This window comes from Anaerotalea alkaliphila (assembly GCF_010179735.1).
Taxonomy (GTDB): Bacteria; Bacillota; Clostridia; order Lachnospirales; family Vallitaleaceae; genus Anaerotalea; species Anaerotalea alkaliphila.
The window spans coordinates 1-21,471 of sequence record NZ_JAAEEH010000040.1 but is presented as its reverse complement, the minus strand read 5'-3'; the positions used below and the strand labels follow the sequence as shown (position 1 = coordinate 21,471).

15 protein-coding genes are annotated in these 21,471 nt (G+C 58.3%); 4 read left to right on the top strand and 11 right to left on the bottom strand.

The features are described 5' to 3' along the window. Positions 1–87: 87 nt before the first annotated feature. A complete protein-coding gene (locus GXN74_RS11955; RefSeq protein ID WP_162371176.1) occupies positions 88–3,069 on the bottom strand; it encodes an MBG domain-containing protein in 2,982 nt (993 codons plus the stop codon). Positions 3,070–3,706: 637 nt separating this feature from the next. On the opposite strand from GXN74_RS11955, the gene GXN74_RS11950 reads away from it, so the two are divergent. From GXN74_RS11950 to GXN74_RS11940, 3 genes are all read left to right on the top strand, one after another. Next, positions 3,707–5,713, top strand: coding sequence for a stalk domain-containing protein (locus GXN74_RS11950; protein ID WP_162371175.1), 2,007 nt, complete (start codon positions 3,707–3,709; stop codon positions 5,711–5,713). Positions 5,714–5,958: 245 nt separating this feature from the next. Continuing rightward, the gene (locus GXN74_RS11945) at positions 5,959–7,695 is read left to right on the top strand and encodes a stalk domain-containing protein (RefSeq protein WP_162371174.1); all 1,737 of its coding nucleotides are present in this window, start codon (positions 5,959–5,961) and stop codon (positions 7,693–7,695) included. An 11-nt stretch (positions 7,696–7,706) separates the two neighbouring features. After that, complete coding sequence (locus GXN74_RS11940) at positions 7,707–8,288, top strand: DUF502 domain-containing protein (protein ID WP_162371173.1); 582 nt, start codon at positions 7,707–7,709, stop codon at positions 8,286–8,288. On the opposite strand, the gene GXN74_RS11935 is transcribed toward GXN74_RS11940, so the two are convergent. Genes GXN74_RS11935 through GXN74_RS11920 form a run of 4 tightly spaced genes read right to left on the bottom strand, consistent with a single transcriptional unit; the run spans position 8,289 to position 12,380 of the window. After that, positions 8,289–9,308 (bottom strand): ABC transporter substrate-binding protein, encoded by a 1,020-nt coding sequence (locus tag GXN74_RS11935; protein WP_162371172.1) that lies wholly within the window; start codon positions 9,306–9,308, stop codon positions 8,289–8,291. A gap of 39 nt (positions 9,309–9,347) precedes the next feature. Then, entirely contained in the window at positions 9,348–10,112 is a 765-nt protein-coding gene (locus GXN74_RS11930) for an ABC transporter ATP-binding protein (protein WP_162371171.1), read from the bottom strand. 14 nt (positions 10,113–10,126) lie between these two features. After that, complete coding sequence (locus GXN74_RS11925; RefSeq protein ID WP_343032822.1) at positions 10,127–10,885, bottom strand: ABC transporter permease; 759 nt, start codon at positions 10,883–10,885, stop codon at positions 10,127–10,129. 31 nt (positions 10,886–10,916) lie between these two features. Beyond that, positions 10,917–12,380 carry an aryl-sulfate sulfotransferase gene (locus tag GXN74_RS11920; protein ID WP_162371170.1) on the bottom strand — a complete coding sequence of 488 codons (1,464 nt, stop codon included), beginning with the start codon at positions 12,378–12,380 and terminating at the stop codon, positions 10,917–10,919. 192 nt (positions 12,381–12,572) lie between these two features. Between GXN74_RS11920 and GXN74_RS11915 the strand changes: the two genes are divergently transcribed. Next, on the top strand, positions 12,573–13,322 hold the full coding sequence (locus GXN74_RS11915; protein ID WP_162371169.1) for a DUF554 domain-containing protein: 750 nt from the start codon (positions 12,573–12,575) through the stop codon (positions 13,320–13,322). 99 nt (positions 13,323–13,421) lie between these two features. Here GXN74_RS11915 and GXN74_RS11910 read toward each other — a convergent pair whose 3' ends face one another. The 6 genes from GXN74_RS11910 to ruvA all read right to left on the bottom strand — a co-directional run bounded on the left by GXN74_RS11910 (position 13,422) and on the right by ruvA (position 21,256). Beyond that, positions 13,422–13,880, bottom strand: a complete 459-nt coding sequence (locus GXN74_RS11910; protein WP_162371168.1) for an NUDIX hydrolase — start codon at positions 13,878–13,880, stop codon at positions 13,422–13,424. A gap of 139 nt (positions 13,881–14,019) precedes the next feature. Continuing rightward, entirely contained in the window at positions 14,020–16,818 is a 2,799-nt protein-coding gene (locus GXN74_RS11905) for an FtsW/RodA/SpoVE family cell cycle protein (protein WP_162371167.1), read from the bottom strand. Beyond that, positions 16,815–19,250, bottom strand: a complete 2,436-nt coding sequence (locus tag GXN74_RS11900; RefSeq protein WP_162371166.1) for a peptidase U32 family protein — start codon at positions 19,248–19,250, stop codon at positions 16,815–16,817. The genes GXN74_RS11905 and GXN74_RS11900 overlap by 4 nt, the downstream gene beginning before the upstream one ends. Beyond that, the gene (locus GXN74_RS11895) at positions 19,222–19,524 is read right to left on the bottom strand and encodes a cell division protein ZapA (protein WP_162371165.1); all 303 of its coding nucleotides are present in this window, start codon (positions 19,522–19,524) and stop codon (positions 19,222–19,224) included. The genes GXN74_RS11900 and GXN74_RS11895 overlap by 29 nt, the downstream gene beginning before the upstream one ends. Positions 19,525–19,582: 58 nt before the next feature. Further along, positions 19,583–20,632, bottom strand: coding sequence for a Holliday junction branch migration DNA helicase RuvB (ruvB, locus tag GXN74_RS11890; protein ID WP_162371164.1), 1,050 nt, complete (start codon positions 20,630–20,632; stop codon positions 19,583–19,585). A gap of 33 nt (positions 20,633–20,665) precedes the next feature. After that, a complete protein-coding gene (gene ruvA, locus GXN74_RS11885; RefSeq protein WP_162371163.1) occupies positions 20,666–21,256 on the bottom strand; it encodes a Holliday junction branch migration protein RuvA in 591 nt (196 codons plus the stop codon). Positions 21,257–21,471: the final 215 nt, after the last annotated feature.

The window sequence follows — 21,471 nt, the reverse complement described above, 5'->3', positions numbered from 1 at the left end:
TCGCTGTAAACAGGTCCGTGGAATAAATGCCGCTCCCTTGCATCACGCCCAAGACCAAAAAAGCACCAGCAATAGCTGGTGCCTATGTTATAAGTTTTTCGGGACATTTTCAAAAACGCTTGACAGCGCCACGCTGGTGACGGTTGTGGCGGTCTGTGTGATTTGAGTGTTGTACCATTCGCTGATCGTCATGACCTCGAGGGCGGCGTTTGTTGTCTTTTGATAGTTTACTCGGTCGACGATTGCCCTGAAATCCGCTTCCGTGACGATCAGGTCATCCATAACCAATTGGTCGTACCCAACCGGATACGTGTTCACCTTGTTCTCTTCGACCCGATGCAGCATCAGGACAAGTGTTTCCTTAGTGGCTGCGGCTTTATCAATCGCAGCAAGCACCGCCTTCAGGTTGTTTCCGACACCAGACTCGGTGGGGAATTCCGTTTCCACATATTGGACGGGAATCTGATACAAATCCGAAATAGGGATGGGAAGTGCACCGGAAACAGTGTCGTAGTTGGCGGCCCTTCCTGTCTGGACCCCGATTCCCTTGAGGGTTTCGATGAGCGCTTGGCTGTACAGCCCCGATGGATAGGCCGCATGGTAGGCGCCGCGGGTCCATCCGTTGTCGATGAGCCATTTCTGGTTCTCTTCATACAGGCGTTTCAATTCGGACTGCGCATAAGGGTCGGTCCTGGAGGAGAATTCCACATAGCCGCTTGGGCTGGACGAATCCTTCAAGCCCATTCCATACATGTCCCTTTCGAAGTCCTTGTGGTTGATGGTATGGTTGCTCAAATCCCATCCGGCTGCGTACAGTGCTTCCAAATCATCCTTGTTGACCGTGTATTCCGGCATGGCAGGATGCTTGACGATGTCGCTGCACACATACAGGGTGGCTTTGAAACCGACCTCTTCCAGGATGGGGAGCGCTACCGTGCGGGTGTCCTTCCATCCGTCGTCGAAGGTGAACAGCACCGTTCCTTTTTTAGTGATTGTGGCTGGAACCGTTACACTCGTGAAGATGTCCGGCGACTGCTTATGGCGCACAATGTAGGTGCTTCCTTCTGCAAGACCGGTTATTTCATTGGTGCCGGCAGTCGCATAGTCGCTTCCTCCGGAGGGGACATACTCGATCTGCACTTCCGGTACGGGAAGGTGAAGGATTTTTCCGTTTGCCCCACCGGAAGTGGTCGGCGCAACCCCCACAAGAATGGCAAAGTGTCCCTTGGCTTCTCCCTTATAGGTTTCATCGACCACAGTTGCCTTCACCTCGTAAATGCCTGCGACGCTGGGAGCCGTCTGCGAACCGTTGTAGGTGACGACGAGGTTCAACAATGAAGGATCCGCTGTAGCGGTGGCGCTTTTGGGGGTGCCGTCATAGGTCTGCAGAAGATCTCCAAGAGTCACAGCAACCTCAATCTTGGTGATTTCCAGCTCTCCGCTAGCCTCTCCGAAGTAGTTCTTGTTGTTGACGACTGCCGTCACGGCATACTTCCCGATGGCTGTAGGTGCCGTCTCAGAATTGTTGTAGGTGACGGTGACGTCCTCCACCGGAACAGCGGGATCGGTTGTCACGGTGACCGGCTTGGCCAAACCGTCATAGACCTGCACCAGGTTTCCAAGGGTGACGGTGGAGGGTGCCTTTTCAATCACCAGGTCCCCCTCTGCGCTCCTCTCCTTGTAATTTTCATCGACAATCGATGCGACAACCCTGTAGGTTCCCGCATCGATCGGCTCGTCCGGCGCTCCGTCGTAGGTGACAGAAACAGCCAGGCCGGCGGGGCTGGTCACATAAGCGGCTTCCTTTTGTTCGCCTTCGTAGGTCTGCAGGAGGGAACTTTCCACCAGCCAGATGGGAGCGTCCGCCTCGGCGATGAACAGATTGCGGGAGTCCGAACCCATGTAATTGTTGTCGATCACCGTTGCGACCACGGCATAGATTCCTGCTGCAGTGGGTACGGCGAAATCTCCATTGTAGGTGATCTCCAGTCCAAGTCCGCCGGGATCCGTAGCAACAGTGGCTTCCTTGGGAGTTCCGTCATAGGTTTGGTTCAGTCCGCTCCATAGGAAATCCGCTTCCGCCTTATGCACGTCTATTTCCACCGTCTTCGATACGGCATTGTATTTGGAGGTGTCCGTTGGTGTGAAGGTCACCTTTAGCTGCCGGTTGTTTCCAGCATTCAAAACCGTGCCGGATGCAGGGTTGTAGACGAAGGTTCCTTCCACATTGGCTGTCGCGTTCAACTGGACGCTGCCCAAGGGCTCCCCATAGGTTATATGGGCCGGATCCGACCAAGTGATGACCGGATCCGTTTTGACAACAGGATTCGGTTTGGTTGGGATACCACTCGTGTATCCGCCGCCACCGGTACTTCCGGTGCCTCCCGATCCACCACCGCCTCCGATGGCTGCTGTCTCATCCACGGGTTCTGTTGTGGTTTCCTCCTCTTCCGCCATGCTTCCCTGGATGACCGTGACCGCCTCCGCCCGGGTGGTGAGTCCCGCAGGTCTGAAGGAATTGTCCGGATACCCTTTCATGAAGCCGGCATTGACGACCGCCCCCACCGCGCCTTTGGACCAGGCCGGAAAATCTGCCGCGTCGGTGAAATGCGCCATGGCCTCTTCGTCATTCATCAGGTTCTTGATGCGGGAAAGGATGGTAGCCACCTCCTGCCGGGTGATGTTGCCGTTGGGTCGGATGCTTCCATCCGGATAACCGGCGACGTATCCTGCAGCCAGCGCCTTTGCGATGCTGGGGACATACCATTCGCTGCCTTCGATGTCATTGAAAGCCACCGCGGATTCCGCTGTGAATTTGAAGGCGCTGTTCAACATCGTGAAGAACTCCGCCCGGGTGACGCTGTTGTTGGGCTTGAAGGATCCGTCCGGATACCCTTTCACTATACCCGAGTCCATGGCCGATTGGATCGCATCCTTCGCCCAATGGGACCCGTAGTCGCCTCCCACATGTTCTTCCGCCGAAACTACCGACACTCCCGGTATCATCATCGAGATTGTCAGCAGGATGGCCAGCAGCCTTGCACCTTTTTTGCTCCTGAGCATTTCCATTCATTCCACCTCCGTAAGTCAGTCAAGGAATGTCGCAAGATTGTGCGAAACTTATGCGGCATCGAATGCTCTTATAACTCTCTGCAAGCCTTACACAAGATGTCTGTCTGCCTAGTCCGAATCATGCGATGGAAACCGGTCGATTCTCTGCTTTTAAATAGGAAGATTCTTTTCACTATAACGACTTTATTATACCATATTTAGTCAACATTGAAAACCTTCATATTATAACTTATTATTTCGATATTATCAATGAGTTGTCGTGCATTTTTGTGTTTTTTTGTTTCGCTTGCCCGAAAACACGTTCTGCTTGCGGAACCCCTCCTTAGCTTCCTCCAAAAGACCAGCCTCTTCGGTTTTCGCTGCAGGAAGACAAGCTTCACTCCTGGAGAAAATGGGTTTTTCGTCAAATGTTACAAATGTATTAAATTACATTGACAAATATATTACATGTGTTGTATGATGATTTCCACGAAGCAAGTGTTGCGGGTCCGGGCCCGGTTGGAGGACACGGCAGCCAAATCCGCCCCTTGCTTCGACGACTTGCCGATCGACCAGAAAAATTGACTTCTTGGCGTATTCTTGAACGACACCCCTCAACGGAATCTGAAAAGACGACAAAACAAGGAGAACGAATATGGGAAAACATTCCAACCGTCTGAACCGACTGTTGTCCGCTTTGCTGGCCGTAATGATGATCGCGACCCCCTTTCTGGGTCTTAATGTATTCGCAGCCACAACGGGCACCACCTACTACGTATCCACAACCGGCAACGACGCCAATACGGGAACCACGGCCACCAGCGCCCTCAAGACCTTCAAGAAGGCCCTGGAGAAGGCTGTGGCGGGGGACACCATCCTTGCCAAGGGCGGCACCTACAGCGAGAAGATCGTCGTCAGCAAGTCCGGCACGGCCGGCGCCCCCATCACCATCAAGAACGCCCCCGGGGAAACCCCCGTCCTCGACGGGACCGGCATGACCCCCACCTGGGACGGCATGGTCACCATCGAGAACAAGAGCAACGTCACCATCGAAGGATTCGAGATCCGGAACTACAAGGCGACCAAAAGCTCCTCGGTCCCCATGGGAATCTCCGTCTACGGCGCAGGGGCCAACATCCAGCTCCTGAACAACAGGATCCACGCCATCGAGAACCCCACCGGCAACGCCCACGGCATCCGGGTCTTCGGAACCAACGGCTCCACCCCCGTCAGCAACATCGTGGTCAACGGGAACCACATCTACAACTGCAAGCTGGGACAGAGCGAGGCCCTGGTCCTCAACGGCAACGTGGACGGGTTCAAGGTGAACTACAACGTGGTCCATGACAACGACAACATCGGCATCGACTTCATCGGCTACGAAGGCACCGCCCCCGCCAACGACAACACCCGGAACGGGGAGTGCGTCGGCAACACGGTCTACAACATCAGCAGCGCAGGCAACCCCACCTATGGCGGCGACGCTTGTGCCGGCGGCATCTATGTGGACGGGGGCATGAACATCCTCATCGACCGGAACACCGTGAAGAACTGCGACATCGGCATCGAGGTCGCCACGGAGCGGGGACCGATGACCAGGAACATCACCGTCACCAACAACCTGGTCACGGACTGCAAGCCCCAGGCGGGCATCTCCTTCGGGTCCGCCGGTGATTCCGCAGGCGGCGGGGTGGAATACCTGAAGGTCTTCGGCAACACCCTCTACAACAACTCCGCCTCCATCCAGATCCAGAACGCCGACAGCAGCACCAACCTCATCAAGGGCAACATCTTCCGGGGCGAGACCGCCATCGAAGGCAAGGTGGGCAGCAACGTCTTCGCCAGCAACATCACGGCGGACCCCCTCTTCGCGAACGCCGCCGCAGGCAACTTCCAGCTGCAGGCCGGTTCCCCTGCTGTCGATGCGGGTGCGGAGGCCATCGGTTCCCTGGACCTGGCGGGAAACCCCAGGGTCTCCGGGGCCAGGGTGGACGCCGGTGCCTTTGAGCACCAGCAGGGTTCGACCACTGCAACCGCTCCAACCACAACAACAACCACACAGCCGACCGCAACCACTACGACTACAACGGCAACTTCCACACAGCCGGCCACAACCATTTCAAACGAGGATACGAGCTCCTCTTCCGAGGACACGTACATCAGCAGACGCGCATGGGATTCCCGCAGGACGACAGATTCGTCTGAAGACATGGCTTCTTCCACGGATTCCGTGGCTGTTGCGACAAGTTCCGAATCCGGTCTGGCATCCATAACCTCCAGCCCAATGACGGCAACGAACTCCCTGGACAGTGTCGCGGTCGTCCTGGGCGACAGCCCCGTCGAATTCGACGCAGACATGGGGACGCCCTTCATCGATTCCAATTCCAGGACCCTCGTGCCCTTCAGGGCCGTCTTGGAAAAATATGGATGCAGAGTCCAATGGAAAGCGACTGAAAAAATCGCCGTTGCGAAGATGAACGGCATTGAGGTGCAGGTGCCCATCGGCGAATCCTACGTCCTGGTCAACGGCGTGAAGAAAATTAATGACACGACAGCGCAAATCAAGGAGGGAAGGACCTATCTTCCCATCCGGATCGTCCTGGAATCCTTTGGGGCATCCGTATCCTGGGATGCGTCCACAAAAACAGTCCTTGTGGATTGATGTGACAAGGCTTGATTGAAGAGGCCGGGATATCGGGCGCTCCACTGCGTTCCGGCGTCCCGGTTTCACTTGTTCTTGCGTTGATCCCCCAAATATTACAAATGTATTAAATTAGGTTGACAAATATATTACATTTATTGTATGATACTTACCACAAAGCATCTTGTTGACTTCTTGGCGTATTCTTGAACGGCACCCCTCAACGGAGTCTGAAACGACAACCGGAAACAACAAGGAGAACGAATATGGAAAAACATTCCAACCGACTGAAACGACTGCTGTCCGCTTTGCTAGCCGTAATGATGATCGCAACCCCCCTGGTGGGTTATAAGGTATTCGCAGCCACAACGGGAACCACCTACTACGTATCCACAACCGGCGACGACGCCAATACGGGAACCACGGCCACCAGCGCCCTCAAGACCTTCAAGAAGGCCCTGGAGAAGGCTGTGGCGGGGGACACCATCCTTGCCAAGGGCGGCACCTACAGCGAGAAGATCGTCGTCAGCAAGTCCGGCACGGCCGGCGCCCCCATCACCATCAAGAACGCCCCCGGGGAAACCCCCGTCCTCGACGGGACCGGCATGACCCCCACCTGGGACGGCATGGTCACCATCGAGAACAAGAGCAACGTCACCATCGAAGGATTCGAGATCCGGAACTACAAGGCGACCAAAAGCTCCTCGGTCCCCATGGGAATCTCCGTCTACGGCGCAGGGGCCAACATCCAGCTCCTGAACAACAGGATCCACGCCATCGAGAACCCCACCGGCAACGCCCACGGCATCCGGGTCTTCGGAACCAACGGCTCCACCCCCGTCAGCAACATCGTGGTCAACGGGAACCACATCTACAACTGCAAGCTGGGACAGAGCGAGGCCCTGGTCCTCAACGGCAACGTGGACGGGTTCAAGGTGAACTACAACGTGGTCCATGACAACGACAACATCGGCATCGACTTCATCGGCTACGAAGGCACCGCCCCCGCCAACGACAACACCCGGAACGGGGAGTGCGTCGGCAACACGGTCTACAACATCAGCAGCGCAGGCAACCCCACCTATGGCGGCGACGCTTGTGCCGGCGGCATCTATGTGGACGGGGGCATGAACATCCTCATCGACCGGAACACCGTGAAGAACTGCGACATCGGCATCGAGGTCGCCACGGAGCGGGGACCGATGACCAGGAACATCACCGTCACCAACAACCTGGTCACGGACTGCAAGCCCCAGGCGGGCATCTCCTTCGGGTCCGCCGGTGATTCCGCAGGCGGCGGGGTGGAATACCTGAAGGTCTTCGGCAACACCCTCTACAACAACTCCGCCTCCATCCAGATCCAGAACGCCGACAGCAGCACCAACCTCATCAAGGGCAACATCTTCCGGGGCGGGACCGCCATCGAAGGCAAGGTGGGCAGCAACGTCTTCGCCAGCAACATCACGGCGGACCCCCTCTTCGCGAACGCCGCCGCAGGCAACTTCCAGCTGCAGGCCGGTTCCCCGGCCATCGACGCGGGCGCGGAAGCCATCGGTTCCCTGGACCTGGCGGGAAACCCCAGGGTCTCCGGGGCCAGGGTGGACGCCGGCGCCTTTGAACACCAGCAGGGCACGGCAACGCCCCCCCAAGCCGTCAGCGTCGTCTTGCGCAACGTTCCCATCGCATTTGACGCAAATACGGGAATCCCTTTCATCGACGCCAACGCAAGGACCCAGGTTCCTTTCCGGGTGGTCCTGGAGAAATACGGATGCACCGTCGAATGGAACGCAACCGCAAAAATTGCGATTGCGAGGAAGGACGGCATCGAGGTCCAGGTGCCCATCGGAAAGTCCTACGTTCTTGTGAACGGTACAGCAAAGCAAAACGACACTGCCGCGCTAATCAAGGACGGCAGGACCTACATCCCCATCCGGGTCGTTCTTGAATCCTTCGGGGCCAAGGTATCCTGGAATCCTACCACCAAAACGGTCATCGTGGACTGAGGAGGCTGCATATGAAAAGACTGCGGCATATCTTCATCCAGGGTCTGCTCGCCTTGCTTCCCATCGCGACGACGCTTTACATCCTCTACTTCTTCTATGCCCTACTGGACAATTTCCTGGGCGGCTTGATCCGCCGTGTCTTCAGGGTGACCCTTCCAGGCGTGGGCATGGTGTCCAGCATCCTGCTGATCCTGCTTACCGGCATTCTTGTCACAGATGTGCTGGGAGCGCGTCTCTTCCGTTTCGGCGAAAAGATGCTGCAGCGGATCCCCGTGGTTCAAAGGATCTACTTCGGCTCCAAGCAGATCATCGACGCCTTTTCCCTCCAGGGCAAGCAGATTTTCAGCAAGGTCGCCCTGGTGGAATATCCAAGGAAAGGGATCTATGTCGTCGGATTCGTAACGGGAGCATGCAAGGGGGAGGTCCAGGAGAAGACCTCCGCCAACCTGATCAATGTCTTTGTCCCCACCACTCCCAATCCTACCTCCGGCATGCTGGTGCTGGTGCCGGAAAAGGACGTCATCTACCTGGAGATGACCGTAGAGGAAGGCTTGAAGCTGATTGTCAGCGCGGGGGTGGTCACCCCCCAATGATTACCGGTTCCAGGCCGCTACATCGAAGTCATTGCGGATCAGACCCTCCTCCAGCAGGAACGCCATGTTTGCCTCCAGCTTCGCCAGCCCCTTGGCGTTCAGTTCAAGGGGATAGTAGTCGAACCGGCTGTCGTCCAGGTTGTGGAGATGCCGCACAGCTTCCGGAGACAGCTTCTCCTTCTCCCCGAAGAGCGCGTACACCTCTTCCGGATTCTCTTTGGCGTAGGCTTTGGCTCGGGCCAGCGCCTCCAGGAATGCGGTCTCCGCCTCGGGGTTTTCTTCGGCGTACTCCCTTCTGGCGAGGAGGATGATGGAGCCTGTCCAATCCTCGTTCTCCCTGGTGGTATGGATGATCCTGCCCCCGGCCTCCCCGTAGGCGATCCGGGCGACGAATCCGTCCACATGGGCGACCGCATCGATGGCGCCGGTGAACAGGGCGGACTCCGCATCCGTGGTCATGTTCACCAGCTCCACGTCCTTCTGCCCTAGCCCATAGGCCTCCAGACTCTGCAGCAGATACTTCTGGACATAGGTGCCTTTGGGAAAGGCGATTTTCTTGCCCTTCAGGTCCGCGATTCCCCCGATGGGAGAATCCGGTCCCACCACGATGCCCGCATGCATGACCTCGTTGGTGACCGTCAACAGACGGGTTTCGACCCCCTGGGACTGGAGGACGATGCCGGGAAAGTCCGCATATACCGCAAAATCTATTTCTCCCCCTGCCAGCGCCTCGTTCACGGCCGGACCCGCGCCGGAAAAGCCCTGGTAGCTTATGGCGTAGCCGGCCTTCTCCAGCTCCTCGTCCAGATACCCCAGCTCCCGGGCGAGACCGGCCACACCGCCGATGAAGTCCACACCTGCGATGGGATAACCGAGCACCAGGGGTTTTGCTGACGCCGTGCCCTGTACAGCCGGATTGTCCGCCGGGACGTTTTCACCCAATCCGCAGCCTCCCAGAAGGAGTGTCGTGACCAAGCCTGCAAAGGCTGCAACCCATTTCCCTTTTTTCCTGTCGATCATCTTTTCGTTTCCTTTCCGCTTTCAAGCATGGTCGGTTCCCTATATGGCGTACTCTACCGCCGCCCATTCCTCTTCCGCGAAGAAATGCCGGAGGACGCGCTTCTTGATGGATGCGAATTCCGTGCTTCCCCTGTCCTTGGCATTGGAGGACTCCACCGGAATCACGGCCTTGATTTCCCCTGGTCTGGCGGACATGACCACAATACGCTGCCCCAAATAAATGGCTTCATCGATGTCGTGTGTGACAAGGATCATGGTGGTTTTCTCTTCTTCCCAAATCCGCAGGACCTCTTTCTGCATCTGGATCCGGGTCAGTGCGTCCAAGGCGCCGAAGGGCTCGTCCAGCAGCAGGACTTCCGGATTGTTCACCAGTCCCCGGGCGATGGCAGCCCGTTGGGCCATGCCGCCGGAAAGCTGTTTGGGATAGGCATCCCCGAAACCCTCCAGTTGCACCAGCCGCAGGTGGTCCTCCACCAGCCGTTCCTTTTCCTTCCTGTCGATCCCCTGCAGTCCGAAACCCACATTTTCCCGGATGGTCAACCAGGGCAGAAGACGGTGCTCCTGGAACACCATTCCCCTGTCCGTACCAGGACCCAGGATCTGCCGGTCGTGGCAGGTGATGGTACCCACATCTTGGGACTGCAGCCCGGCGATGATTTTCAGTAGGGTGCTCTTTCCGCAACCGCTGTGTCCGACGATGGTGATGAACTCCCCTTTCTTCACATCCAGGTCGATGTTCTGCAGGGCCACGACTTCTCTGCCGTTGACCAGGAAGCGCTTGTCCAGTCCTTTGATTTTCAACATGGCATCCACCTCCCCTATCTTGTCCAAGGCGTCGCCTTGTGGAAAACCAGGCTCAACGCCTTGTCCATCAGCAGCCCGAGAACACCGATGACGATCATCCCCACAATCACCACATCCGCCTGCATCAGGCTTCGGGCATCGCTGATCCTGAAGCCGATTCCCGCGCTCGCGGCGATCAGTTCCGACGCCACCACGGCCACCCAGGAAATACCCAGTCCCAGCTTCATCCCCACAAAGATCTGGGGAAGGGCCGACGGCAGGTACACCTTGCGGAAAACCGTCCACCGGCTCAACCGGTACAGCCGGGCCACTTCCACATATCCCTGGGGTGTCTGCCGTATTCCGCTGATGGTGTTCACCAGCACAGGGAAATAGGCGCCCAGCACGATGACCGCAATCTTGGACTCCTCACCGATGCCGAACCAAAGGATGATGAGCGGAATCCAAGCCAGGATGGGAATCTGGCGGATGGCGTTCAATGTCAGGGAAAAGAAGTTGTGCAGGAAATCGGACATTCCCATGAAGGTTCCCATGACCACTCCAAGCGCCACAGCCACAACATATCCCTTCACCACTCTGGAAAGGCTGACCAGCACATCCTCTGCCAGCTGCCCCGAGGCAGCCATTTCCACAAACGACTTGAACACCCTGTCCATGGAAGGGAGGATGGCTGGAGTGAACAGTGCCATGCCCGTTGCCGCCTGCCACCCCAGGGCGATGAGGATCGGCAACAGGCTTCCTGTAAGATATCTTCTCGTTCTGTTGTTGCTCACTTCAACCAACTCCTTTTTCTTGTCTTGGGGCCTACTTCAGCTTCCTGTCCGTATCGGAGATCACGCAGAACACGGCTTCCTCCAAATCCCGTTTCCTTTCAAGGACGCCCTCCACGGCCACTTCCCGCACGAAGCCCTTCGACGCGGCGTTCGGGACCCGGAAGGTGGTCACATCCAGGGGCTCCACAGGAATTTCCTCCGGCGTCTCCAGCTGGGGGATCCAATGGTAGGGGACCTTGTAGGCCCGGTACACCATGTTCATCCTATCCAGGCTCCCCCCTTCGAAATGGTAGGGGCTGATGTACTCCCAAACCAGTTCGTGGTCCGCTGTCACCTCGAAGATCCGTCCGTTGGAGCCTTCTGTAATCAATGTGTTGCCGTTGGGCAGACGCTGGGCGCTGCTTACGAAGGGGCTGTAGAACCGGTAGGAGTCCAAGGGATTTACGTAGCCGGCCTCTGCAGGGGTATACTGCCATACGATTTCCAGCGTTACGGGGTTGATTTCCAACACCCTGGAATGGTCCCTCCGGGCGTTCATCCTGCCGGTGGGGGAAGAGGGGTTGGGGGCGCCGTATCCCGCCCATCCTCCGTTGTCGAACAACAGGACGTTCCCTTCGCCAGGAAGCCCTTTGGGGATCAGATGGACATGATGTTGGCCGATGATCCACCCCAGTTGCCGCAATGCGGGAGTCGAATCGAAATCAGGACCGAGCCTCCAGACGATTTCCCCTGTCTTCTTGCTGGTGATGGCCATGATGTTTGCTTCCCTGGAATCCCAGATGATGTTGTCGGGATGGAAGCGCTTGTCTCCCTGGTCGTACCAGAGGTTCTCCCCCAGGGTGGACATGGAGTTGATGTGCAGCCAGTCCCCCATTCCGCCGCCGGAGGGGCGGTGGTTGGGGTCCCGGTAGAGGATGTTCCTGGCGGCCTCGTCGAATCCCAGTTCGTCGAAATGCTCATGGGGACTCCATTCCCAGACGATGTTCCCTTCCCAGTCCACTTCGATGATCTTGTCATCCAGAAGGAGCTTTTCCGAAATGTTTGTGTTTCGCACGTTCGCGTGGACCAGGATCAGAGTGTTCCCCCGGTCCGTCAGGGGAGACTGGGCCGGACTGAAGTAGCCGGTGGAGGAGCCTTCCCGCTGGTAGTCGTGATGCTGCCTCGCCATCCAGCGGGGTTCCTCACCGGGATCCCGGATGTATTCCAGCCTATCGAACTTCCACACCACATTTCCATCCCAGTCCACCTGCACCAGGTCCACCTGGTCCTGGACGCCGTGCTTCGGGCTCCTTTGGCCGCTGCTTCCCAGAACATGTCCCCCGGGAAGGATCTTGTTGGGAAAACCATCCAGGCCTCTCCACAATTGCACTTCCCTTCCGTTGTTGTCGACCAGCAAGGCCCCCTGTCCTGCGGCCTGGTAAATCGTATAGCCCGGATACGCCTTATCCGTATTGTAGACGGTGACCCCTGTAGGATAAATCGTCGGATGCCCCATGCTCAATCTCCTTCCGAATGTCATACCTTATTATTCATGTATGTATAATAACATCATGGCGTCGGCTTGTCAATACATATTTTGCCATATGGTTTATTATTATATAGGTACTGGAATTGCCCCATTTTCTTCTTGCAATGCACCGCTCCCTTACATATAATGGAAAACAATGACAAAGAACGGGAGGAATCCATGATCGGAACAGGTACCATCGTAAATGCGGCGGCCGTTGTCCTGGGAGGCGGCATCGGCCTCTTGGTGAAAACAGGCTTGCGCCAACGTTTCCAGCACATCCTGATGCAGGCCCTCGGGCTGGGAGTGATGTGCATCGGGATTAGCGGCGGTCTCCAGGGGCTGTTGCGGGCGGCTCCGGACGGCAGCATCACCGGTTCCGGCAGCATGCTGCTGGTGGTCTCCCTTGTGGCGGGGTCCCTCCTGGGGGAATGGGTCGGCATCGAGGACCGGATGGAATCCATGGGGGCTCAGCTGCAGAAGGCCGCCAGGATGAAGGGGGACAGCCTTTTCGTGGAGGGCTTCGCAAGCAATGCGCTGGTGGTCTGTGTGGGGGCAATGGCGATTGTGGGGTCCATGGCGATTGTGGGGTCCATCCAGGACGGACTGGCCGGCGACCCTTCCGTCCTCTACACCAAAGCGTTTCTGGACGGGATCCTCTCCATGGTCTTCGCCTCCTCCTTGGGGCCGGGCGTCCTGTTCGCCGCCATCCCCCTGGCACTCTACCAGGGAAGCATCACCCTCCTGGCGGGATGGCTGGAACCCTGGATCAGCGAGGCGCTCCTCGCAAACCTTTCCTACATCGGCTCCATACTGATTTTTGTGGTCGGGGTCAACCTGTTCTTCGGCAAGAAGGCCAAGGTGGGGAACATGCTTCCAGCGCTTCTGGTTCCCATCCTCCTGGAGGCCGCCCGCCTGCTTTTCCCCTAGGACCTTGCCGGTTTCGTCCTGCCGCATGAATAAACAACCCACGACAAGCAAGGAGGCCGATCGAATCGATCGGCCTCCTTGCTTGTGTCCGGAACCCAGTCACAGTTCCAGATTTCCCCTATTGCCCCACATGTTGATGCTGCGCAGTTCCAGATATTCGTTGTACGCCTGCTCCAGAATCTGCTTCTCATTGGGGAATTTCAGCAAATGGTACGCTTCGTGGTATTTGTAATACCCGGAATCCACAAAAAACTCCTCTTTTTGCGGCTTGCTATAGTAGTTATAAGATTTCATAAGATACCAGTGCACGTGTTTGGTGACCGTATCATTGGCGACCCTGAAGTTGTACTGGCTTTCGCCGATGTACTTGATGATGTTTGCCTTCACGCCGGATTCTTCCCTGACTTCACGGATGGCTGTATCGTTGAACAGCTCATCCTCTTCCACCGTGCCCTTCGGCAACACCCAACCTTCGTAGCGCCCTTTATAATTCTTGTATAGCAAAAGAACCTTTCCCTTATGGATTACAACCCCACCGCAACTGACAGCTTCAATCATGGAAAGCCTCCTATCGTATTGGGTGTAATCGTACTGACCAACCGGCGAGCGGATCGGGACCGCCAGCCGGTTCCGACTTAAGTGTAGTATACCTGTTCCCGGTCGATTTTTCAACAGGAATTTGCGGCGGGGGTTGGAGTCACCGCAGATAGGCTTCCATCAGCTTCCTGGCGATGGGAGCCGCATTGCGGGTGCTGCTTCCGGAATTCTCCACCAGCACCGCCACGGCGATCCTGGGATTCTCCGCGGGAGCGAACCCCACATACCAGGCATGGGTGTCTCCGAAGGGATTCTCCGCGGACCCCGTCTTTCCTGCCACCTGGATGTCCCCCAGGGCGGCTGTCTTTCCGGTGCCCGTGTTCGTCACCGCCACCATGTAGCTTTTCAAGGTCTTGGCAAGTTCCGGTTCGATGGACTGTACCAGGGGTTCCGGCATGTTCTTGAGGACCCGCCTGCCGTCGGCGGCAAGCACGCCGTCCACCAGGTAGGGCCGCATCATCTGGCCGCCGTTCGCCACCGTGGCGGCGATCATGGCGGCGTGCAGGGGGGAGACCAGGGTCTTGCCCTGGCCGATGACCGTCTCGCTGACTTCCGCGGTGGAGTTGGGGTTATCCAGTCCGAAGCGGCTGTTCAGGTTGGCCAGGGGGTATCCCAAGGTCTGGTTGAAGCGAAAGGCCTCCGACGTCTTCTGCAGGTCCCCCATGGTGATCAGCTCCCCGATCCGGGCAAAGGCCGTATTGCAGGAATTGGCGAATGCCTCCTCCAGGGTCTGCAGGCCGTGGGCCTGCCTTCCGGCGCACTGGATGGTCTTCTCCCCGAAGGTTGCCGTACCGGCGCAGTCATACTGGAAGGAATCCTCCTGGATGACCTGCAGGGCCGCTGCTGCCGTTACGATCTTGAAGATGGATCCCGGGGGGTAGGTGCCTTGGGATGCCCGGTTCAGAAGAGGCGACCTTTCCGCATCCCCTGTCAGACGGTTCCATTCCTGGACGATGGTGTTTGGGTCGAAATCCGGCTTGGAAACCATGCACAGGACCTTTCCGGTGTCCGGTTCCAAGGCCACCACCGCTCCCCGCTTTCCCGCCAGGGCCTCGGACGCCACCGCCTGCAGGCCGGAGTCCAGCGTGGTCCACACATCGCTGCCCCGGACCTCCTCCTGGGTGATGGCCACCGCCACCCGGTCCATGAAGGACAGGTTGGCGGACAGGAGGTGGGCGTTGGCCAGCGCCTCAAGCCCTGTCTTTCCCAGCTGGGAATACCCCACGATATGGGAGGAGCTTCTGCCCTGGGGGTAGGCGCGTACCTGGGCTCCCTCCTCCACCCGGGTTTCCGCCAGGACCTGGCCGTCCCGGTCCAGGATCCTCCCCCGGATGATGGAGGCCTCGATTTCCCCCATCCGGGGATTGTAGCTGTTGACCATGATCTTCTCCCGCTGGAACAGCAGCAGATGGGATAGGTTGAGCACCAATGCCAGGAACAGGAGGCTGAAGAGGAACAGGACCCGCTTGGAAAAACGGTATCGTCCCGGTGTCGGAGGGGCGGCGGGTTTATCCGACAACCGCCTCTGGACCGGAGGCTTTGGAACCGGCGGATTGGTGGCCGGTGGTTTGGTGGCCGACACCGGCCGGGCCGCCAAGGCGTTTTCCCGCAGGAACACGCTTTGCACCAGGCCCAGCAGGACGAAGGTCATGATGATGGAGCTGCCGCCATAGCTTATGAACGGCAGGGTTACCCCCGTCAGGGGAATCAGTTTGGTCACGCCGCCCACGATCAGGAAGAACTGGAAGGCCAGAAGGACACCCACCCCCAGGTTCACCAGCTTGTAGAAAGGGCTGGCCACCGCGTCGCTGTCCATGAATAGGATCAGCACCAGGGTGAAGAACAGGAGGATCAGCGCCAGGGTGAAGTAGTTGCCGAACTCCTCGCCGATGGCGGAGAAGATGAAGTCGGAAACCACCACCGGGATGCGTTCCGGCATCCCCTTGGTCAATCCGGATCCGGTCCACCCTCCCGTAGTCAGGGCGAATAGGGATTGGGTGATCTGGTAGCCTCTGGAATCCACATACTGCCAGGGGTCCAGCCAGGCGTCCACCCGAACCCGCACATGCCGGAAGAGGCCGAAGGCGGCCAGGGAGGCCGTGGCTCCTGCCCCCAGGCCCAGCAGGACAAAAAGCTTTTTGCCGGAATAGGCATAGAGGAGGCAGATGTAGAGCACGAAAAGGAGCAGGGAAGTCCCCAGGTCCCTCTGGAACACCAGGATCAGGATTGCGGCGGCGGTCACCCCTCCACTGTAGAGGACATGCTTCCATTTGTACTCGGTCAGGAAGACCGCCGCCAGAAAGAGGACCAGCAGCACCTTGGCGGCCTCCGAGGGCTGGAAACTCACCGGACCATACTGGAACCAGTTCCTGGAGCCGTTGACGGTGGTGTTGGAGATGGACAGGATGCCCAAGGTCAGGACTGCGAAGGGCAAATGCAGGTGCTTCAGGAAGGCCATGCGGTAGAACAGCTGTCCGACCGCCGCGTAGGCGACCATCCCGATGCCGGCCAGCTGGGTGTGCCGCAAGGCAAGAGCCGGATCCAGCCTGGCCAAAGCCACGAACCCGATGGCCAAAAAATACAGGATCAGGTTGTGTACGGCCACATTCCCCTTCCGGAGGAAGACGGCGCAGAGTAGGACGAAGCCGGTCATCATCCCCAGCTGCCAGCCATACAGCCGCAGCAGCGACTGGTCGAAATCCCCTGCGGACACAAGAATCAGGAACCCAAGGAAATGGGTCCCGAAGATCATGGTCTTCTGCAGGAAGGAATAGAAGAGCACCTTGTCATTGTCCTTCTCCCGCTGCCAGACATGCAGCGGATAGCTGGTCACCACCAGAAGCAGGGCCATCAGCGGGAAAACGACCCGCCCAATCTCAATCGCCACTTGTACCATCATTCCACTCCTTTTCTATCATGGCCCCGCGTGACCGCTTGGATCCCCAACCGTGCCAGCGCCGTGTCCGTGGACAGGGCGTCCCCTGTCTCCAGGGATTGGACCAGACCACAAAGGGTCTTTGCCTGTTCCTGCGTCTCGTCCAGCAGGTCCAGCCGGAAGAAACGGATTCCCTTGCCCTTGAAGTCCCCGGCCTGCTCCAGAAGGAAAAAGGGCCTTGCGTCAAACAGGGTGTTCAGACAAACCTTGCAGGAACGGAGCACCGGAAGGCTGTTCCCTTTCCTGTCCAGGAGCCTGGAAATCCCCCACGCTGCAATCCCCTTTTCCCCCTTGAGGCAACGTCCCGTTTCCGTCTTGTGGACGCATTGCGCAGTGACCATCAGTTCCAGTTTCCCGTACAGGTACTGCACCCGCTTCTCCAGAGGCAACGCTTCCGCCTCCACCCGGGACAGTTCCTGGGAAGGGGTGAAGGTTGCATACCCCCGGGATTGGGAATCCCAGAAATGGCAGGACTGGCTGTTCATGATGTTCATGCTGTAGTCCAGGTGAAGGGGGTATCCCAGCTCCGCCATCGGACCGTACCCGTCCGGGGACCGCAGCAGGACCCCTGCGAAGATGTCCGGATGGTCCTGGAGGTCCTTGGCTACCGCCGCAAGCACCTTCCTTCGGGTGATCCTGGGAAGGGAAAGGCAAAGCCCCACCCCCGCCGCCTCGGCGGCCTCCTTGTGGCTCCTCCAGGTGTCTTTGGGAAAAAGGTCCCAGGGGAGGAAAAGCGCCATCCTCCAGCTGGGGCGTTCCAAAGCGGCATACGCCTCCAGCAGCCCCTGGACCTGCTCCCGGCTGCGGCAGAGGAACTGGTAGCTGGGCAGCAGGTCGCCTGCTGTCTGGAGCGACCCGGCCTTCCAGTGGACCTCCGCCGCCTGGACCTCCGGCAGTCCGGACCCCCGCCGGTCCGCTTCCAGAATGGCCTTGGAGAGCTGCTCCAGTCCGTCGCGACGGAGCTTCTTGACGGCCCCCACCGGCAGGAAAACTTCCCCCAGTTCAAGGTCCACCTCTGTGAAGTTGAAATCCACATCCCCCGTACGGTCGAACGCCTTGAGCAGCTGCTCCCTTGTGGTGGGAGCTCCCGTGGGCGCCTGGACAGGACCTCCCTCCACCGCGACCTCCACCCGGTTCCAGGCGAGCCGGAGCGCAAGGTTCTGTCCGGGCAGCGCCTGGATCCGTGCCGCCACAGGAAGCTTCCTTCTCTCTTCCAGGACCGACCGCCGCACCTGCTCCTCCAAGGCCACGCTCTTCAAGCGGCACAGGTCTTTGGGGAAACCTGCGGGCTTTTGGGTGATCCAAAGGCTGGTCTTGCCGGCGGGATGGAACTTGTCCGCGGTGAAGCTCTCCTTCTCCCCAGCCGCCCCTGTATAGGCAAGGGCGTCCCCCTGTTGCACATCCTTGTAGAGGACCGCATCGTAGTCGTGCCTGCCCTTTCCCTTGCCCAACAGCTGCCCCACAAGGACCCCCTGGTGGCTGGGCCAGTTGGTCGCCATCATTTCCTGTCCGTTCTCCGTTTGCAGGTATCCTTGGGAAAAACCGCCTCGGTTGAATATTTGCATCAGTTCCTCCAGATCTTGGGGCCCGGTCTTGCCCTCCACCGCCCTCCGGTAGGCCCTGGTGGCAAGGGCCACGTAGATGTCGTTCTTCATGCGGCCTTCTATTTTCAGGGAATCCACCCCCGCCTCCACCAGGGCGGGAACCAGCTCCAGAGTGGCGATGTCCTTGGGGCTCAGCAGATGGGAAGGGGGATTCCCCTCCCCCGTGCTGTAGGGGAGCCGGCAGGGCTGGGCGCAGCGCCCCCGGTTCCCGCTCCGCCCTCCAATCATGGAGCTCATGAGGCACTGGCCCGAATAGCAGTAGCACAGGGCCCCATGCACGAACACCTCGGTTTCCAGGGAAGTCCGCCCTGCGATGCCGCGTATTTCCTCCAGGGAAAGTTCCCTGCTCAGGACGACCCTGGAACAACCGGCCCTCTCAAGAAATTCCGCCCCCTCCAGGCTGTGGATCGTCATCTGGGTGCTGGCATGGAGGGGCAGGTCCGGAAAATGCTTCCGGAGCAAGTAAAAAAAGCCAAAATCCTGGAGGATGATGGCATCGATCCCGTTCCGATATAAGAAATCCGCTTCCGCAAGCCCCTCCTCCAACTCCCCTTCCTTCAGGAGGGTGTTCATGGTGCAGTAGGCCTTCACCCCATGCAGGTGGGCATAGTCGATGGCTTCCACCATGGAATCCCGGTCGAAGTTGTCCGCATAAGCCCTTGCCCCGAAGCGGGCGCCACCCAGGTAGACTGCGTCGCAGCCCCCACTAACGGCGGCCTGCAAGGCTTCCAGGCTGCCTGCGGGCGCCAGGACCTCCGGCTTGCTATTGGTTCTTTTGGTCGAAGATTTCAATGTATTCCTCCAGTTCCCGTCTGCACCGCTCCAATTCCTTTTCCAGGTCGTGGACGGTCTCTTTTGCTTTGAATAGGTCGTCTGCGATATTGATGGCCAGAAGCACGGACTGCAGCTTCCCGCCCATGTTCCTGGCACTGGCCGAAGCCTTCACCTCGCCCATCTTGTTGTTTATGTACAGGGCCACCCTCTGCAGGTATTCCGGACTCTCCTTCCCGGAAAGGGTATAGGTTTCATCGCCGATGGTGACCTTGGTGTCGTTCTTCTGAGACATCGCTTCGCCTCCCGTGTCTGTGTTGGAAAACGCCGTTTCCATGATTCCTATTGTCGTGTCATGCCAACCCTTCCGGATCGCCTTCCTGCAGCAGGGAAATCTGCTCTGCCGCCTGATTGAAGACGCGTCCGAAATGACGGTAGCAGTGGGGGGTGGCAACCCTTCCCCGGGGGGTCCGGTTGATCATCCCCAGCTGCATGAGATAGGGTTCGTAGACATCCTCGATGGTTCCCGACTCTTCGCCGATGGTTGCGGCCAGGGTCTCCAATCCCACCGGGCCGCCCCCGTATTTGTCCATCATGGCAAAAAGCATCTTGCGGTCGTTCTTGTCCAGCCCCAGGGGATCCACCTCCAGGGTGTCCAGCGCATAGGCCGCCACCTCTTTGGTGATGGTTCCGTCGTACTTCACTTGCGCGAAATCCCGGACCCTCTTGAGGAACCTGTTGGCAAGCCTGGGCGTTCCCCTTGACCGCCGGGCGATTTCCGCCGCCCCTTCCACATCCACAGGCACCTGGAGGACTTTGGAGGAACGCAACACGATTTCCTGCAGTTCCTCGAAGGTGTAGAACTCCAGACGGTTGATGACGCCGAAGCGGTCCCGCAAGGGGGAGGACAGCAGCCCAAGACGTGTGGTGGCTCCCACCAGGGTGAACTTGGGCAGGTCCAGCCGGATCGATTTGGCGGCCGGTCCCTTGCCGATCAGGATGTCGATGACGTAATCCTCCATGGCTGGGTACATGACCTCCTCCACCTGCCTGGAAAGGCGGTGGATTTCATCCACGAACAGGATGTCCCCTTCCTGGAGATTGTTCAGCACCGCAGCCATGTCTCCCGGCTTCTCGATGGCCGGACCGGAGGTGATTTTCACCCCGACCCCCATTTCGTTTGCGATGATGCCTGCAAGGGTTGTCTTCCCCAGACCCGGTGGGCCGTAAAGCAGCACATGGTCCAAGGCCTCCCGGCGCATCTTGGCCGCTTCGATGTACACCTTGATGATTTCCTTGGCTTTGGATTGGCCGATGTAATCGTCCAGCATTTGGGGGCGCAGGGAAGTTTCGATCTGGATGTCTTCTTCGGTCAGATGGGTGGTGATGATGCGTTTGGACATGGTTCCTCCTTAAGGTTCTTTGCATCCCATCCGTCACAGGATGGACAATTGTTTCAGGCTGGCCTTGACCAGCTCTTCCAGCGTTTCCGCTCCCGCTGCCTGGCGCACCGCTTGGGACGCTTCCGATGCGCTGTATCCCAGGGACACCAGCGCCGCAACCGCTTCCCCGCGCAGGTCCCCCTCCGCGGGGGTTCCAGCCGCCTCCCCCTGGGGGAAGGCCTTCTGGGGGAACTTGTCCCGCAGCTCCAGGATCAGTTTTGCGGCCGTCTTCTTTCCGATGCCCGGCGCCTTCGATATGGCATCCACATCCTCCGTGAACACCGCAAACCGCAAGTCGTCCGGAGTGATGGACGACAGGATGCCCAGGGCGCCCTTGGGCCCGATGCCTCCCACGGTCAGAAGCTTCTTGAAGACCTCCAGGTCGTCCTTGGTCAGGAAACCGTAGAGTTGCAGGATGTCTTCCCGCACATACAGATAGGTATGCACCCTCACCGGTTCCCCCAGGGAGGGGAGGCCTTGACGCACGGACGCCGGCACCTTCACCTCGAACCCGACCCCTCCCCGTTCCAGCAGGATGGAATCCTCCTCCACCGCCTCCAGGATGCCCTTTATGTAAGCGATCATTGCATTTCCTCCGGTTCTCGCGGATGGTCGCTCCGCGTGCGAATCGCTTCCATTATACCTTATTTTAACCGTGGACACAAATGGTTGTTGTCAAGCGTTTTTGAAAATGTCCCGAAAAACTTATAACATAGGCACCAGCTATTGCTGGTGCTTTTTTGGTCTTGGGCGTGATGCAAGGGAGCGGCATTTATTCCACGGACCTGTTTACAGCGAGC

Excerpts from the sequence above, each read along its gene's own strand:
- ruvA (WP_162371163.1), bottom strand. The coding sequence starts at position 21,256 with ATGATCGCTTACATAAAGGGCATCCTGGAGGCGGTGGAGGAGGATTCC.
- GXN74_RS11930 (WP_162371171.1), bottom strand. The coding sequence starts at position 10,112 with ATGTTGAAAATCAAAGGACTGGACAAGCGCTTCCTGGTCAACGGCAGA.
- GXN74_RS11910 (WP_162371168.1), bottom strand. The coding sequence starts at position 13,880 with ATGATTGAAGCTGTCAGTTGCGGTGGGGTTGTAATCCATAAGGGAAAG.
- GXN74_RS11935 (WP_162371172.1), bottom strand. The coding sequence starts at position 9,308 with ATGATCGACAGGAAAAAAGGGAAATGGGTTGCAGCCTTTGCAGGCTTG.
- GXN74_RS11940 (WP_162371173.1), top strand. The coding sequence starts at position 7,707 with ATGAAAAGACTGCGGCATATCTTCATCCAGGGTCTGCTCGCCTTGCTT.
- GXN74_RS11945 (WP_162371174.1), top strand. The coding sequence starts at position 5,959 with ATGGAAAAACATTCCAACCGACTGAAACGACTGCTGTCCGCTTTGCTA.
- GXN74_RS11920 (WP_162371170.1), bottom strand. The coding sequence starts at position 12,380 with ATGGGGCATCCGACGATTTATCCTACAGGGGTCACCGTCTACAATACG.
- GXN74_RS11915 (WP_162371169.1), top strand. The coding sequence starts at position 12,573 with ATGATCGGAACAGGTACCATCGTAAATGCGGCGGCCGTTGTCCTGGGA.
- GXN74_RS11955 (WP_162371176.1), bottom strand. The coding sequence starts at position 3,069 with ATGGAAATGCTCAGGAGCAAAAAAGGTGCAAGGCTGCTGGCCATCCTG.
- GXN74_RS11905 (WP_162371167.1), bottom strand. The coding sequence starts at position 16,818 with ATGATGGTACAAGTGGCGATTGAGATTGGGCGGGTCGTTTTCCCGCTG.
- GXN74_RS11950 (WP_162371175.1), top strand. The coding sequence starts at position 3,707 with ATGGGAAAACATTCCAACCGTCTGAACCGACTGTTGTCCGCTTTGCTG.
- ruvB (WP_162371164.1), bottom strand. The coding sequence starts at position 20,632 with ATGTCCAAACGCATCATCACCACCCATCTGACCGAAGAAGACATCCAG.
- GXN74_RS11895 (WP_162371165.1), bottom strand. The coding sequence starts at position 19,524 with ATGTCTCAGAAGAACGACACCAAGGTCACCATCGGCGATGAAACCTAT.